This is a genomic window from Pseudomonas cremoricolorata (genome assembly GCF_000759535.1).
Lineage (GTDB): Bacteria > Pseudomonadota > Gammaproteobacteria > Pseudomonadales > Pseudomonadaceae > Aquipseudomonas > Aquipseudomonas cremoricolorata_A.
Window position 1 is genome coordinate 2,878,161 of the sequence record NZ_CP009455.1, and the last position, 14,588, is coordinate 2,892,748.

Consider the following 14,588-nt stretch of genomic DNA (forward strand, 5'->3'; position numbering starts at 1 on the left):
CCCACGCCCCTCGAGTCTTGCCTGCCCATGTATAACCTGGCCCGCCAGCTGCTGTTCAAACTGTCTCCGGAAACCTCCCATGACCTGTCCCTGGACCTGATCGGTGCCGGCGGCCGCCTGGGGCTCAACAGCCTGCTGTGCAAGCGTCCTTCGGCAGCGCCAGTGACGGTGATGGGGCTGAACTTCGCCAACCCCGTCGGGCTCGCTGCAGGTCTGGACAAGAACGGCGCTGCCATCGATGGCTTCGCCCAGCTGGGCTTCGGTTTCGTCGAGATCGGCACGGTGACCCCGCGCCCGCAGCCGGGCAATCCCAAGCCGCGCCTCTTCCGTCTGCCTGAGGCCACTGCCATCATCAACCGCATGGGCTTCAACAACCTCGGCGTCGATCATTTGCTGGGGCGGGTGCAGGCGGCCAACTATCGCGGCATTCTGGGCATCAACATCGGCAAGAACTTCGACACGCCGGTGGAGCGTGCCCAGGATGACTACCTGATCTGCCTGGAGAAGGTCTACGCCCACGCCAGCTACATCACCGTCAACGTCAGTTCGCCGAACACGCCGGGGTTGCGCACGTTGCAGTTCGGCGATCAGCTCAAGCAACTGCTCGACGCTCTGGCAGTGCGGCGTGAGCAGTTGGCTCTTGAGCACGGCAAGCGTGTGCCGCTGGCGATCAAGATCGCCCCTGACATGAACGACGAGGAAACCGCACTGGTGGCCAGCGCGCTGCTGGCCTCGGGGATGGATGCGGTGATCGCCACCAACACCACCTTGAGCCGTGAGGGCGTCGAAGGCTTGCCGTATGCGGGGGAGGCGGGTGGGTTGTCCGGCGCGCCGGTACTGGAGAAGAGCACGCACACGGTGAGGGTGCTGGCCGGCGAGCTGGGCGGCAAGATGCCGATCATCGCAGCCGGAGGGATCACCGAGGGTCGTCATGCTGCGCAGAAGATCGAAGCGGGGGCGAGCCTGGTGCAGATTTATTCCGGATTCATCTACAAGGGTCCTGCGTTGATTCGCGAGGCGGTCGATGCCATCGCTGCGCTCAAGCGCGGCTGAGTCGCAGGCAAAAAAAAGGCCCCCTGACGGGGGCCTTGGGCCTTGGCCCGACGCCCGTAGAGGGCGCATAGGATGACTCGAATTCAAAGTCCTCGTTCAGCCAACGGCGTGATTTTCGTTGAGTCTATGAATACCCGCGGTACCGGTCATGCCGTCCCAGTTGTCGCCACGACCCTCCCGCCAACCATTGATCCAGGCCTGACGCACCGAGGGCAGGCTGAAGGGGCAGAGTTCGCGCGATTTGCCGGTCACGCCATACTGATAACCACGTGAAAATGCTCTTTCCAACGGATCACGCTTTAGTCTTCTCATAGGGTGTTGCCCTCACTTGTTGACTGTAATGTCCCGTCGACCTCACTGAGGTCGGGCAGAATCGTTCTGCCGGTTTGCGCTCGCTGCCGGCGTGGCGAGCTGAAAGTGCCACTTCGTTGCGAAGCGGCCTGAGGTCAGTTCTAACCAAACGTGCCGGGTGTGTGAATGATCGATTTGTCATAAGAAGGTAACCTTTCCGAAGGTGAGGGGATAAGTAAAGAAATGCGACTCAGCCTCATCTTCGGCAAAGCCCGGCATCATCAGGGGCTTAGAGGCATTTGGAATCTCTAGGCCATTGCGTTGTACGTCCATGGTCTAATGTGCGTCGATTCGACGAAGGGTCATGCACGACCGCTGTAGAACGAATTTTTCATGCTGCCTGACGATCAAATACGCTTTGCCTTGGGCGAAGCTGTTCGCTCGGGTGGCCCTGGCGCCCGCCTGGTAACCGGCAGGCGCATTGCACGCTCCCTGAAAAGCGTGCTTGATAACCGCGGCGGGGACCCAAGGTCGAACGCCATCAACTTAGCCATCAGGCACTGGATTACTCATGTCGGACCGTATCGAACTCTACCTCACCTGCCCCAAGGGCCTCGAAGGCCTGCTGGCCGAGGAGGCCCGCCAACTGGGATTGACCGAGGTGCGTGAACACACCTCGGCCATTCGCGGCGCGGCCGATATGGAAACCGCCTACCGCCTGTGCCTGTGGTCGCGCCTGGCCAACCGTGTGCTGCTGGTGCTGGCGCGCTTCTCGATGAGCAACGCCGAAGACCTCTACCACGGCGTGCACGACATCGACTGGCAGGACCACCTTGCAGCCGACGGCACCCTGGCGGTGGAGTTCAGCGGCCATGGTTCGGGCATCGACAACACCCACTTCGGCGCGCTGAAGGTCAAGGATGCCATCGTCGACCGGCTGCGCAACCGCGAGGGCCTGCGCCCCTCGATTGACAAGCTCAACCCCGATCTGCGCGTGCACCTGCGCCTGGACCGTGGTGAGGCCATCGTCTCGCTCGACCTCTCGGGGCACAGCCTGCACCAGCGTGGCTACCGCCTGCAGCAAGGCGCCGCGCCACTCAAGGAAAACCTCGCTGCGGCAGTGCTGATTCGCGCCGGCTGGCCGCGCATCGCCGCTGAAGGCGGGGCGCTGGCTGACCCGATGTGCGGGGTCGGCACCTTCCTCGTCGAAGCGGCGATGATCGCAGCCGATATCGCCCCCAACCTCAAGCGCGAGCGCTGGGGCTTCAGCGCCTGGCTGGGCCATGTGCCGGCGCTGTGGCGCAAGCTGCATGATGAAGCCCAGGCCCGTGCCGACGCCGGCCTGGCTAGGCCGCCGCTGTGGATTCGCGGCTATGAGGCTGACCCGCGGCTGATTCAGCCGGGGCGCAACAACGTCGAGCGCGCGGGCCTGAGCGACTGGGTGAAGATCTACCAGGGCGAGGTGGGCACCTTCGAGCCGCGTCCCGACCAGAACCAGAAGGGCCTGGTCATCAGCAACCCGCCATATGGCGAGCGTCTGGGTGACGAGGCCAGCCTGCTGTACCTCTACCAGAACCTCGGCGAGCGTCTGCGCCAGGCCTGCATGGGCTGGGAGGCGGCGGTGTTCACTGGCGCCCCGGAGCTGGGCAAGCGCATGGGCATTCGCAGCCACAAGCAGTACGCGTTCTGGAACGGCGCGCTGCCGTGCAAGCTGTTGCTGTTCAAGCTGACTTCCGATCACTTCGTCACCGGCGAGCGCCGCGCGGCCGGCAGCACGGTCGGTGCTGATGCCGAACAGGTCCAGCAGCCGCAGGCCATGCCTGCTGAAGCGGCGCGCCTCTCTGAAGGCGCGCAGATGTTCGCCAACCGCTTGCAGAAGAACCTCAAGCAGTTGGGCAAATGGGCGCGCCGTGAGCAGATCGGCTGCTACCGCGTGTACGATGCCGACATGCCCGAGTACGCCCTGGCGGTGGATGTGTACCAGGAGTGGGTACATGTGCAGGAGTACGCTGCGCCGCGCTCCATCGACCCGGAAAAGGCCCAGAGCCGTCTGCTCGATGCGCTGGCAGCGATCCCCCAGGTGCTCGGCGTTGCCCCGCAGCAAGTGGTGCTCAAGCGCCGCGAGCGGCAGAGCGGCACGCGCCAGTATGAGCGTCAGGCCACTGAGGGGCGCTTCCAGGAAGTCAGCGAAGGCGGCGTCAAGCTGCTGGTCAATCTCACCGACTACCTCGACACGGGCCTGTTCCTCGATCACCGGCCGATGCGCATGCGCATTCAGCGCGAGGCGGCCGGCAAACGCTTCCTCAATCTGTTCTGCTACACCGCCACCGCCTCGGTGCATGCGGCCAAAGGTGGCGCGCGCAGCACCACCAGCGTCGACCTGTCCAAGACCTACCTCGACTGGGCCCGGCGCAACCTGGCGCTCAATGGCTTTTCCGAGCGCAACCGTCTGGAGCAGGGCGACGTCATGGCCTGGTTGCAGGCGGCCAGCGACAGCTATGACCTGATCTTCATCGACCCGCCGACTTTCTCGAACTCCAAGCGCATGGAAGGGGTGTTCGATGTCCAGCGCGACCATGTCGAGCTGCTCGACCTGGCCATGGCCCGCCTGGCGCCGGGCGGCGTGCTGTATTTCTCCAACAACTTCCGCAAGTTCCAGCTCGACGAGCACCTGAGCCAGCGCTATGCCGTGGAAGAGATCACTGCGCAGACGCTTGACCCGGACTTCGCCCGCAACAACCGCATCCACTGCGCCTGGCGCATCACCCTGCGCTGAGTCGCTCGCTTCAGGCCCTGACGCTGTCATGCGGCGGGGCCTGCCACTGAGGAAGAGAGTTTCCGATGAACGATACCGTACACATCACTGACCTGGTCGAAGGTCAAGGCAAGGTGGTGGTCAAGGGCGCGCTGCTGATCACCCAGTACACCGGCTGGTTGGCCGACGGCAGCGAGTTCGATTCGTCCTGGTCGCGGGGAAAACCGTTTCAATGTGTGATCGGCACCGGCCGGGTGATCAAGGGCTGGGACCAGGGGCTGATGGGCATGAAGGCCGGGGGCAAGCGCCGGCTGGTGGTGCCGGCAGCCCTGGGCTACGGCGAGCGCGCCGTCGGGCGCATTCCACCGAACGCCGAGCTGACGTTCGAAATCGAGGTACTGGAAGTGCTCACCCGAGACGATTGACGCGACACATTGTGGCAACACGACCGTGTCAGGCTCGGGGTGTCTGAGGCCGTGGCGGGGAACCAAATCCGATCATGGCACTCAGACATTGCGCCGCACGCCTGACCCCACGCCCCGCAGGACCCTGATATTCCTGAGGTGCACTACGGTCTGCGCGCGGGTTTCTTCTTTTGCCGCAAGAGCCCGATTATGACGTTGCCCGCCTTTTTCCGCCGCCGCCGCCACCTGCTGCTGGGTCTGACCCTTGCAGCGGTCAGTGTGCCGGTGGCGCTGCAAGTGCTCGACAGCCGCGCCGAACCGGTCGATGGTACCCAGACCCTGGTCTTCATGCGCCACGCCGAAAAACCCGGCGAAGGCCTGGGGCAGCTCAACTGCCAGGGGCTCAATCGCGCAATCGACCTCGCCACGGTGCTGCCCGAGCGCTTCGGCAATGCCGACTACGTGTTCGCCGCCAATCCGACGCGGCATGTCGAGGAAGGCAGTCAGGACAACAGCTACAGTTACCTGCGTCCGCTGATGACCGTCAGCCCCAGCGCCATCCGTCTGGGTCTGCCAGTGAACATCGACTTCGATGCCAACGAGGTCGATGATCTGGCCGACGAGCTGATGCGCGACAAGTACCGCAACGCCACGGTGTACACCGCCTGGTCACATGGGTATTTGCCCGACCTGATCAACGCCGTGGCAGGCAAGGCACTGGGCGAGAAACAGACCATCACCGACGATTGGCATAACGAAGACTTCGACAGCCTGTACGTGCTGACCCTGACCTGGCACGACGGCGAGGCCAGCCTGCTGACCCGTAACGTGCGTCAGGGCCTGGATGGCGGCGAGCACGACTGTCCGACCTGACCACAACAGCAGGGCGGCCTATCGGGTGTCACCCCGATAGGCCGCCCTGTCCGCGCCACGCCTTCACCCGATCACATCGGCACCGATCCTATCAGCGTCCGAACCGCGGCGGCCAGCCGATGACCTTCTTCGGCCGCGGCGTGGCGTAGGTGCGCACCTTCGAGGTGCTCAAGCCCAGGCGCACCAGCGATTCGGCAATGGTCACCGCGGCGCTGACGCCGTCGACCACCGGCACCCCGGTGCGCTGGCGAATCTGTTCATCGAGCCCGGCCATGCCGCCGCACCCCAGGCAGATCACCTCGGCCTTGTCGTCGCGCACCGCGCGCTCGGCCTGCTCGACGATGGCTGCGACCGCGCGCTGTGGGTCGGCCTCCAATTCCAGGACTGCCAGGCCGCTGGCACGCACCGACGCGCAGCGCTCGTACAGACCGGACAGCTTCAGGCGATCTTCGATCAGCGGCACGGTGCGGTCCAGGCTGGTGACCACCGAGTAGGCGTGGCCCAGGTACATGGCGGTGCTGGCGGCAGCGTCGGTGATGTCCACCACCGGCACGTCGAGCAACTCCTGCAGGCCCTCACGACCGTGCTCGCCGTAACCGGCCTGGATCACTGCATCGTACGGTTGGTCGTAGCTCAGCACGCGGTCCATCACGGCGATGGCGGCCAGGTAACTCTCGAAATTGCCTTCTACCGACTCGGCGCCGAAATAGGGTGTCAGGCCGACGATCTCGGTGCCCGGTGCCGCCACGCTGCGCGCCTGTTCGGCGATGGCCTCGGTGATGGCCTCGGTGGTGTTGACGTTGACGATCAGAATACGCATCGAAAGATCCTTGCTTCAGTGACTGCTGTGGTCGACGGCGATGCACTCGCCGCTGACGTCTTGGTAGTGGCAACGACGCGGGGCGATCAGCAGGTAGATCGCTGCGGCGATGCCTGCGCCGATCAGCCAGGAGAACGGCGCCACGCTGTGGAAGTTCGGCACCAGGGCGAGCACGATCGACAGCAAGGCCGCCGGCACGAACGCCGCCACCGCGCGCAGGTTGACGCCGCGGCTGTAGTGGTAGGCGCAGGCAGGGTTTTCGCTGTACAGCTCAGGCACGTTGATGCAGCCCTTACGCAGCAGCCAGTAGTCGGACATGATCACCCCGTACAGCGGGCCGAGCAGGGCGCCCAGGCCGGACAGGAAGTACACGATCACCACCGGGCTGTTGTACAGGTTCCACGGCAGGATGAGCACCGCCACGGTGGCGCTGATCAGGCCGGCACGGCGGAAATTGAGGTGGCGCGGGGCGAGGTTGCTGAGCACGAACGCCGGGGCGACGAAGTTGGCCATGATGTTCACCGCCACCGTGACGATCAGGAAGGCCAGGCAACCCAGCACCAGGAACAGGGTGTCGGGGATCGCCGCGACGATCTGCGTCGGGCTGTCGATGATCTGCCCGTTGATCTGGAACTGCGCGCCGCACAGCACTACGGTGATTACCGCGAACACCAGGATGTTCACCGGCAGGCCCCAGAAGTTGCCGACGCGGATGGTCTTGCGGCATGGCGAAGAGCGCGCGAAGTCGCAGAAGTTGAGCACCAGGGTGCCGTAGATCGCCAGCCACAGCGCGCCCCCGGCGAAGATGTTGCGCCACATCTCATAGCCGGTCAGCGGCTCGGCCACCGACCAGGCGATGCGCGCATCGGCCTTGAAATACATGTAGATCGCCAGGCTGGCCACGGTCAGCAGGATCACCGGGCCAGCGAAGCCCTCATAGCGGCGGACCATTTCCATGCCGTAGGCCAGAATCACCAGTTGCACCAGCCAGACCGTCAGGAAGCAGGCCCAGCCCAGGCTGGAAAGGCCAAGCACGCTGTCGTGGTCGTACGCCGCCACCTGCGGCCACACGGCGGTCAGCAGCACCCGCAGCACCACCGAGGCGAGATAGGTCTGAATGCCGAACCAGGCGATGGCGATGACGGCACGGATCAGCGCCGGAATCTGCGCGCCATGGATGCCGAAGGCGATGCGGCTGATGACCGGAAACGGCACACCGGTCTTCTGTCCCATGTAGCCCGACAGGTTCATGAAGAAATACACCAGCGCAGCGCCGATGGCCAACGACAACAGAATTTGCCAGCCACCCAGGCCCAGGGCGAACAGGCCCATGGCGAAGGAGTAGTTGGCGATGTTGTGCACATCGTTGGTCCACAGCGCGAAGATGCTGTAGCCGCCCCAGCGACGTCCGGCCAGGCGCGTGGGCGCCAGGTCGCGGTTGTGCAGGCGCGGGCTCAGTTCCAGGTCGGCGGGCATGCCTTGGGCGGGTTGGGAAAGGGTGGTGTCTTGGGCGATGGGGTGTTCAGGGGCAAGGTTGAGGCTGGTGCTCATTCCGGCAGGCTCCTGATGCGCGTGAACTGCGATGAGCGGCGAGGCACAGGGCCGGGCTTCTCGTCAGTGCAGCGTGGGCATCACTGGGTTCTGGGCGCAACTGCCGGCGTTGAGTCGGCGCTGCGGGTTCTTGTGTGTATATGTTTTGAATAAGTTGTATACAAAACACAAGCGCAAAGAAGCGAGTTCCATGCCACGCGCTTTCCCTGCGCTCACCCTACTAACGATATAGTCGCGATATATTTTGTTAAGTTTTTGATTTTATTGAATATAATTTTTTATATTTTCACCCTTATATTTTTGCCAAGGGTGCTTTCCTGATTGTCAGGTCAACTTTTTCCGTCGCATCAGTGTAACTTCACAGGGCGTTACCCCGATAAAGTGCACACAAAAATGGCACTTAAGGTGACATTAGTGTGTACAGAGTTAATGACTAACATTTGTTTGGTAAATACCGTGGGTGTATAGATGGCGAGCTGTTTCATCGACCGCATCGCTAATCGGGCGAGGATGCAGATCCTGCCGTTGGTCTGGCCGCATTCGCCAAAGGCGCTAGAATGCGCACTTTTGCCTTGCGACCTAGCCATGACCACGCCTATCCAGACCCTCGAACAGCACCTGCTGACCGCCCTCGATCCCGCACCGAACCAAACCCGTCGCCTGTTCCATGGCCGTGGCCGCTGCTGGCCGGGGCTCGAGCAGATCACCGTCGACTGGCTGGACGGGGTGCTGTCGGTGGCGCTGTTTCGTGAGCCTCCGGCAGGTCAGCTGGCTGAGCTGGAGGCCATGCTGCAGAGCCTGGCACAACGCCCGCAGTGGCCGGCGCAAGCCGTCTTGATTCAGCATCGCTATTTGCCCGACAGCCCCGCCCAGTGGCTGCTCGGTGAGCCGTGCGCGCAGCACGAAGTGGTCGAAGATGGCCTGCGCTATCTGCTCGATCTTGGCGTGCGGCAGAACAACGGCCTGTTCCTCGACATGCGCTATGGCCGGCGCTGGGTGCGTGAACAGGCTGCCGGCAAGCGTGTGCTGAATCTGTTCGCCTATACCTGCGGCTTTTCCGTGGCGGCGATTGCTGGCGGCGCCGAGCAGGTGGTCAACCTCGACATGGCCAAATCGGCCCTGGCGCGGGGGCGTGACAACCACCGGCTCAATGGCCATGACGCATCGCGGGTGGCGTACTTGGGGCATGAGCTGTTCAAGTCATGGGGCAAGGTGCGCAAGTACGGCCCGTACGACCTGATCATCATCGACCCGCCGACCTTCCAGCGCGGCAGCTTCGTGCTGACCCAGGACTACGCGAAGATTCTCCGGCGCCTGCCCGAGCTGTTGGCGGACGGCGGTACGGTGCTGGCCTGCGTCAACGATCCGGGGGTCGGTCCGCAGTTCCTGTTGGACGGTATGGCCGAGGCGGCGCCCGAGCTGCAGTTCGTCGAGCGCCTGGCCAATCCCCCCGAGTTTCCCGACGCCGACCCGGACGGCGGTCTCAAGGCCCTGGTGTTCGCACGCCGCTGAAGATGCCGGCTCATGCCGGTGTCTCGGTGCCAGGCAGGCGCATGGGGTAAAGCTGGGCGAAGCTGACGTTGTCGGTCTGGTCGACCTTCTTTTTCAACCGCTCGTTGAACGCTCGACTCACCGCGTATTGCCCGCCCGAGATGGTGCGGAACTGCGCGGTGAGGACGAAGCCGTTGAGGTCCATGCGCTCGACACCGAAGACCTGCAAGGGGCCTTGCAGGTTGATGCTCAGCAATGGATCGCCGCTGATCGACTCGCCCACGTCGTGAATCAGCTTCAGCGCCGCATCGACATCACTGTCGTAGGTGAACTGCACCGAGAAGAACGCATAGGCGAACTGCCGCGACTGGTTGGTCACCGCCTTGATCTGGCCGAACGGCACCGAGTGCACGAAGCCCTTGCCGTCGCGCAGGCGCAGGGTGCGGATGGTCAGGCTTTCGACGGTGCCGGCGTGCCCGGAATCGAGCACCACCCAATCACCGATGGAAATGGTGTCCTCGATGAGGATGAACAGCCCGGTGATGACATCCTGCACCAGCTGCTGCGAACCGAAGCCGATGGCCAGGCCGATGACCCCGGCGCCGGCCAGCAGCGGCGCGACGTTGATGCCCAGGTTGGCCATGGTGGTGATGGTGCAGATGACGATCAGAATCACCTTCACCGCATTGCGCAGCATCGGCAGGATGGTGCGCACCCGGGTGCTCGGCTGACGCGCCGCCCGGCGGCCCACGGCCGGTTTCAGCGCTTCCTGGATCGCCGTGTCGAGCACCACCCAGAGCAGCCAGGTGACCATCAGGATCAGGCCGATGGTCGACACCGAGTTGCTGATCGCCTTGCCCAGGCTGTTGCTCATGGCAAAATCCAGCACCGAAAAGCCCCAGATGCGCCCGAGCAGTTCGATGAACGCCACCGCCATCACCACCCGCAGCAACGCATGCGCCAGGCTGCGCAGCAGCTCCATGTAGGGGCGGGCGCGGGCGCCGTTGTCGTTGCCTTGGGGCGCCAGAAAATGCTGCAGCGTGGTGCTCAGAAACACCCCGGCCACCAGTAGCACGGTGGTCAGCAAGGCGTTCTGCAAGGCCTTCTGGCTCTCCTCCCCGGCACCGATCAGGTGAACCGCCGAGACCAGGATCATCAGCAGGATCGGCAGGTACCAGAGGTTGGAGAAAATGCGCAGGGTTTCCTGCACCGCGCGGTGGCCGAGGCGATCCTTGAGGCTGCGGTTGCGGATCAGGTGCGCCACCGGGCGGCGCAGGCGCAGCACCAGGCTTGCAAAGATGAAGGTGGCGGTCAGGCCGGTGAGTACGGCGATGCTGCTGGTGATGTTGCCGCCCAGCTGGCGGGCGATCTGCGGGCTGGTCAGCGCGTCGCTCCAGGCGGCCAGAAAGCCGATCAGAAACAGTGGCCGTGGGGCCAGACGACGAATCGCTGCCACTGCCCGGCGCTTGTGCCCGGCATCGAACAAGGTGATCAGGCAAAGGATGATCGAGGTGGAGAACAGCCCGCTGCTGGTGGCGTACGACAGGCTCAGGCCCATGGCGCGGGCGATCGAGGGGTCGAGGAAGCGACTGGCGTACAGCGTCAGGGGCAGCGCCGCCAGCGCCGGCAGGGTGTAGGGCAGCAGGTAGCCGAGCAGGCCCTTGACCCGGTTGCGTGGCTGCAGCCAGCGAGTGCGCTGACTGCGCGCGAAGACCCAGCGCCCGAGCAGGTTGAGCACGGCAAAACTGCCCGCCCAGGCCACGGTCAGGGTGGTGAAGTCGACCACCAGTTGCAGGGTGTCGCTGACCGAATGGCGATCCACCAGGCGCTCGACTTCCTTGCCGGCACGGTCGGTGCGCAGGCGCCAGGCATCGACCAGGTGGGCGTCGAGGTCGAGCTCCTTGGCCGCGCTGTCCAGGCCGTCGGCCAAGGCGCCGAGCAGGCCGCCTTGCAGCACCGGTTCAGGCTCGGCGGCGGGTTCCTCGGCAGGTGCCGGATCGGCAGCCAGCAGTCGCGTGCTCAGCAGGCAGCCGAGCAGAAACGGGGTGATGAATCGCAGCACTGAATAATCCTCGGACCGGGATGAGCGGGGCAGGTTTACTCAGGGAACTGATAGGCAGAAGGCTGGAAAGTTCGGCTGGGGTAGCGGGGCGTTCGCGTCTGGCTCGCTGGGCCGGCCGGTCGCCCCTGCAGCGATTGCAGGTTCGGCCGGCTGGCGAGCCGCAGGCTTACTGGCCGCTGTAGATCTGATCGAACACGCCGCCATCGTTGAAGTGGGTCTTCTGCACGGTGCGCCAGTCACCGAAGGTTTTCTCCACCGAAAGGAAGTCGACCTTGGGGAAACGGTCGGTGTACTTGGCCAGCACCGTGGCGTCACGCGGACGCAGGTAGTTCTGCGCGGCGATTTCCTGGGCCGCCGGCGACCACAGGTACTTGAGGTATTCCTCGGCCACGGCGCGGGTGCCTTTCTTGTCGACTACCTTGTCGACCACGCTCACCGGCGGTTCGGCTTCGGCAGACACGCTGGGGTAGACCACCTCGAACTGGTCGCGGCCGAACTCGCGGGCGATCATCTCGGCCTCGTTCTCGAAGGTCACCAGCACATCGCCGATCTGGTTGGTCATGAAGGTGGTAGTAGCGGCGCGGCCGCCGGTATCGAGCACAGGCGCCTGCTTGAACAGCTTGCCGACGAAATCACGTGCCTTGGCTTCATCGCCGCCCTGCTTGAGCACGTAGCCCCAGGCCGACAGGTAGGTGTAGCGACCATTACCCGAGGTCTTGGGGTTGGGCACGATCACCTGCACGCCCTCCTTGAGCAGATCGGGCCAGTCTTTCAGGGCCTTGGGGTTGCCCTTGCGCACGATGAACACCGTTGCCGAGGTGAACGGCGCGCTGTTGTTGGGCAGGCGCGTGACCCAGTTGTCCGGCACCAGCGCGCCGTTGTCGACCAGGGCATTGATGTCGGTGGCCATGTTCATGGTGATGACGTCGGCGCGCAGGCCGTCGATCACGGCACGCGCCTGCTTGCTCGAACCGCCGAACGACATCTGCAGGTTGACCTTCTCGTTGTGCTCGGCCTCCCAGTGCTTCTGGAACGCCGGGTTGTAATCCTTGTAGAAGTCGCGCATCACGTCGTAGGAAACGTTCAGCAGGGTCGGCGCGGCCTGGGCCAGGGTGCTCAGGGCAAGGCCCGCGGCCAGCAGCGAGGCGGTAAACAGTTTTTTCACGACGCGTTCCTTTTTGGGTCCAGTAGAGGGCAATGTGCCAGCGACTATAGCGGTTCACTGGTGCACAGCTAAAGAACAAAAAGTGGTGTGGTTATGCTTGCCGGTGGCGGTGCGGTGGTGAGGAGAATCGATCGGTTGGTAGGGGTGCCTGGTGGTCTGCACCTGATTTTTTTGTCAGGTGTAGGGCTCTGGAGGTTGGTGAATGCTGAAGCCTCCCTCACTCAGAATCAGGGTGCACGCATGCAAAAGCCAAGAGCCCGCACAGGCAACTTCAGTTCTGCACCCACGCGCGACGCTGGGTCGCCGGCGTATACCGCGTATGGGCATCATGTCGGCAGGAGGGAGCGACGGGTCGCATATACCGGACAACTTGCCGATCCTTGTACGCAGGGGTATCTGCTGGGCAATGGTCAGCGGCTGTATCGCCCGGCGTTGATGCGCTTTTGCCAGGCCGACGGCAGTAGCCCATTCGGCGCGGGTGGCATCAATGCCTTCAGCTATTGCGCGGGTGATCCGGTCAACCAGGTCGATCCCAGTGGGCATTTCGGGGTTTGGTCATTTCTCCAAGGACTTATCGCGCCTGCCGCGCCCAGAAGCCGGCTGCGGATCAGCTCCAGCGGTGTGAACGTGCATCTGGAGCCTTGGGCCTACTCGCAACTGGCCAGCGCAGTCACCTTCGACCGCGAACGGCGTGTGCTCGCTGTTTCCCTGAATGCTTTTGGCCTTCCCAACAGCCAGGTCACGCTCGGTAGCAGCGGTGTCACTGCACGTGTGCCTCGCCGGGATCAATTGGCACTGCTGGGCAATCGGATCAGCGAACCCTTTGTCACGCCAGCGCGTACAGTGGGGACACTCCTGGTTAGCGCCGAGCAACTGACAAGCATGGTTTACAGGGGCGAGGCTCACGTGCCGGGCGAGCAGGTTCTTGGCTTAATTGGACAGGTTGCCCGGCAGGAGCTCAACCACGCATGGACCGCCGTGCGTACACGCACGGGGGCGATCCTCGACCAACTGGCCGCACCGAGGGTACCGGCTGCGATGGTAATGCAGGTCAATCAGGTTCGCACGACGGGGCATTCCTGACTGCGCCGTCCGGCCTTGCAGCCGAACGCTTGCACTCACGTGGGCCTTGCTGCTCAGCGATCTGCCCGCGTTGGGGTTTTCTCAGCCCCAAGGTACAGAGCGCTGCCGCAGCGCGAACAGTACGCCGCCGCCTGCTCGTGTCGCGGCTTGGCGCAACGCGGGCAGGCGTGCTGCACCTGCTCGCCGCGCATGGCATTGGCCAGCTCTGCGGTAAAGATGCCGGTAGGTACAGCGATGATCGAATAACCGGTAATCATCACCAGCGACGACAGCACCTGACCCAGCGCGGTCTGCGGCACGATGTCGCCAAAGCCCACCGTGGTCAGGGTGACGATGGCCCAGTAGATGCCCTTGGGAATGCTGGTGAAGCCATGTTCCGGCCCTTCGATCACGTACATCAGCGTGCCGAATACCGTCACCAGGGTCGAGACGCTGAGCAGAAAGACGATGATCTTCTGCTTGCTGCCACGCAGGGCCTTGAGCAGGTAATCGGCCTGGCTCAGGTACGGGCCGAGCTTGAGCACACGGAAGATGCGCAGCATGCGGATGACGCGGATGATCAACAGGTACTGCGCGTCGCTGTAATACAGGGCGATGATCCCCGGCACGATCGCCAGCAGGTCGACCAGCCCGTAGAAGCTGAAGGCATAGCGCAGCGGCCTGGGCGAGCAGTACAGGCGAGTGAGGTATTCGAGCAGGAACACCGTGGTGAACCCCCACTCGATGGCGGCGAGCAGGTGAGCGTAATCACGATGAACCTCACCGATGCTGTCGAGAATCACCGTCACCAGGCTGGCGAGGATGACCAGCAGCAACAGCTTGTCGAAGCGCCGGCCGGCAGGGGTGTCGTTCTGGAAGACGATGACGTAGAGGCGTTGGCGCAGGGTGGGATGGCTGGGCATGAATATCGATCCGCAAGACGATGGTCAAGACTAATGACTGGATCGCTCATCGGCAATCGATCGGCCAGCGTATCCACCCCCCCTGTTAAATGTGCCAGTTGAGTCATGAGAACCAAGGGGAATAGCGTGACCTCCTCA

At 63.6% G+C, this 14,588-nt stretch carries 12 protein-coding genes; 6 read left to right on the top strand and 6 right to left on the bottom strand.

The annotated features are described in order from the left end of the window. The first annotated feature begins 27 nt into the window (after nt 1–27). Entirely contained in the window at nt 28–1,053 is a 1,026-nt protein-coding gene (locus LK03_RS12750; protein WP_038412754.1) for a quinone-dependent dihydroorotate dehydrogenase, read from the top strand. 96 nt (nt 1,054–1,149) lie between these two features. Here the strand turns inward: LK03_RS12750 and rmf are convergent, their stop codons facing one another. Next, nucleotides 1,150–1,365 carry a ribosome modulation factor gene (rmf, locus tag LK03_RS12755; RefSeq protein ID WP_038412755.1) on the bottom strand — a complete coding sequence of 72 codons (216 nt, stop codon included), beginning with the start codon at nt 1,363–1,365 and terminating at the stop codon, nt 1,150–1,152. Between the two features lie 550 nt (nt 1,366–1,915). Here rmf and rlmKL point away from each other — a divergent pair. The 3 genes from rlmKL to LK03_RS12770 all read left to right on the top strand — a co-directional run bounded on the left by rlmKL (nt 1,916) and on the right by LK03_RS12770 (nt 5,376). Further along, nucleotides 1,916–4,120: a bifunctional 23S rRNA (guanine(2069)-N(7))-methyltransferase RlmK/23S rRNA (guanine(2445)-N(2))-methyltransferase RlmL gene (gene rlmKL / locus LK03_RS12760; RefSeq protein ID WP_038412756.1), complete on the top strand. Its 2,205-nt coding sequence runs from the start codon at nt 1,916–1,918 to the stop codon at nt 4,118–4,120. A gap of 65 nt (nt 4,121–4,185) precedes the next feature. Then, nucleotides 4,186–4,524: an FKBP-type peptidyl-prolyl cis-trans isomerase gene (locus tag LK03_RS12765; RefSeq protein WP_038412757.1), complete on the top strand. Its 339-nt coding sequence runs from the start codon at nt 4,186–4,188 to the stop codon at nt 4,522–4,524. 189 nt (nt 4,525–4,713) lie between these two features. After that, the gene (locus LK03_RS12770) at nt 4,714–5,376 is read left to right on the top strand and encodes a histidine phosphatase family protein (RefSeq protein ID WP_038412758.1); all 663 of its coding nucleotides are present in this window, start codon (nt 4,714–4,716) and stop codon (nt 5,374–5,376) included. 91 nt (nt 5,377–5,467) lie between these two features. Here the strand turns inward: LK03_RS12770 and LK03_RS12775 are convergent, their stop codons facing one another. After that, nucleotides 5,468–6,196 (bottom strand): aspartate/glutamate racemase family protein, encoded by a 729-nt coding sequence (locus LK03_RS12775; RefSeq protein WP_038412759.1) that lies wholly within the window; start codon nt 6,194–6,196, stop codon nt 5,468–5,470. Nucleotides 6,197–6,211: 15 nt separating this feature from the next. Continuing rightward, nucleotides 6,212–7,747, bottom strand: coding sequence for an NCS1 family nucleobase:cation symporter-1 (locus LK03_RS12780; RefSeq protein ID WP_038412760.1), 1,536 nt, complete (start codon nt 7,745–7,747; stop codon nt 6,212–6,214). Between the two features lie 585 nt (nt 7,748–8,332). Here LK03_RS12780 and LK03_RS12785 point away from each other — a divergent pair. Then, nucleotides 8,333–9,259, top strand: a complete 927-nt coding sequence (locus LK03_RS12785) for a class I SAM-dependent methyltransferase (RefSeq protein WP_038412761.1) — start codon at nt 8,333–8,335, stop codon at nt 9,257–9,259. A 10-nt stretch (nt 9,260–9,269) separates the two neighbouring features. Here the strand turns inward: LK03_RS12785 and LK03_RS12790 are convergent, their stop codons facing one another. After that, entirely contained in the window at nt 9,270–11,300 is a 2,031-nt protein-coding gene (locus tag LK03_RS12790; protein WP_038412762.1) for a mechanosensitive ion channel family protein, read from the bottom strand. A gap of 166 nt (nt 11,301–11,466) precedes the next feature. Continuing rightward, nucleotides 11,467–12,465, bottom strand: coding sequence for a sulfate ABC transporter substrate-binding protein (locus LK03_RS12795; protein ID WP_038412763.1), 999 nt, complete (start codon nt 12,463–12,465; stop codon nt 11,467–11,469). Nucleotides 12,466–12,663: 198 nt separating this feature from the next. On the opposite strand from LK03_RS12795, the gene LK03_RS21580 reads away from it, so the two are divergent. Then, nucleotides 12,664–13,548 carry an RHS repeat-associated core domain-containing protein gene (locus LK03_RS21580; RefSeq protein ID WP_240478607.1) on the top strand — a complete coding sequence of 295 codons (885 nt, stop codon included), beginning with the start codon at nt 12,664–12,666 and terminating at the stop codon, nt 13,546–13,548. A gap of 53 nt (nt 13,549–13,601) precedes the next feature. On the opposite strand, the gene LK03_RS12805 is transcribed toward LK03_RS21580, so the two are convergent. Then, complete coding sequence (locus LK03_RS12805; protein WP_049870483.1) at nt 13,602–14,450, bottom strand: ion transporter; 849 nt, start codon at nt 14,448–14,450, stop codon at nt 13,602–13,604. Nucleotides 14,451–14,588: the final 138 nt, after the last annotated feature.

What these genes read in the sequence shown, in the direction of transcription:
- rmf (WP_038412755.1), bottom strand. Translation starts at nt 1,365, where the DNA reads ATGAGAAGACTAAAGCGTGATCCGTTGGAAAGAGCATTTTCACGTGGT.
- LK03_RS12780 (WP_038412760.1), bottom strand. Translation starts at nt 7,747, where the DNA reads ATGAGCACCAGCCTCAACCTTGCCCCTGAACACCCCATCGCCCAAGAC.
- LK03_RS12775 (WP_038412759.1), bottom strand. Translation starts at nt 6,196, where the DNA reads ATGCGTATTCTGATCGTCAACGTCAACACCACCGAGGCCATCACCGAG.
- LK03_RS12805 (WP_049870483.1), bottom strand. Translation starts at nt 14,450, where the DNA reads ATGCCCAGCCATCCCACCCTGCGCCAACGCCTCTACGTCATCGTCTTC.
- LK03_RS12750 (WP_038412754.1), top strand. Translation starts at nt 28, where the DNA reads ATGTATAACCTGGCCCGCCAGCTGCTGTTCAAACTGTCTCCGGAAACC.
- rlmKL (WP_038412756.1), top strand. Translation starts at nt 1,916, where the DNA reads ATGTCGGACCGTATCGAACTCTACCTCACCTGCCCCAAGGGCCTCGAA.
- LK03_RS12765 (WP_038412757.1), top strand. Translation starts at nt 4,186, where the DNA reads ATGAACGATACCGTACACATCACTGACCTGGTCGAAGGTCAAGGCAAG.
- LK03_RS12785 (WP_038412761.1), top strand. Translation starts at nt 8,333, where the DNA reads ATGACCACGCCTATCCAGACCCTCGAACAGCACCTGCTGACCGCCCTC.
- LK03_RS12770 (WP_038412758.1), top strand. Translation starts at nt 4,714, where the DNA reads ATGACGTTGCCCGCCTTTTTCCGCCGCCGCCGCCACCTGCTGCTGGGT.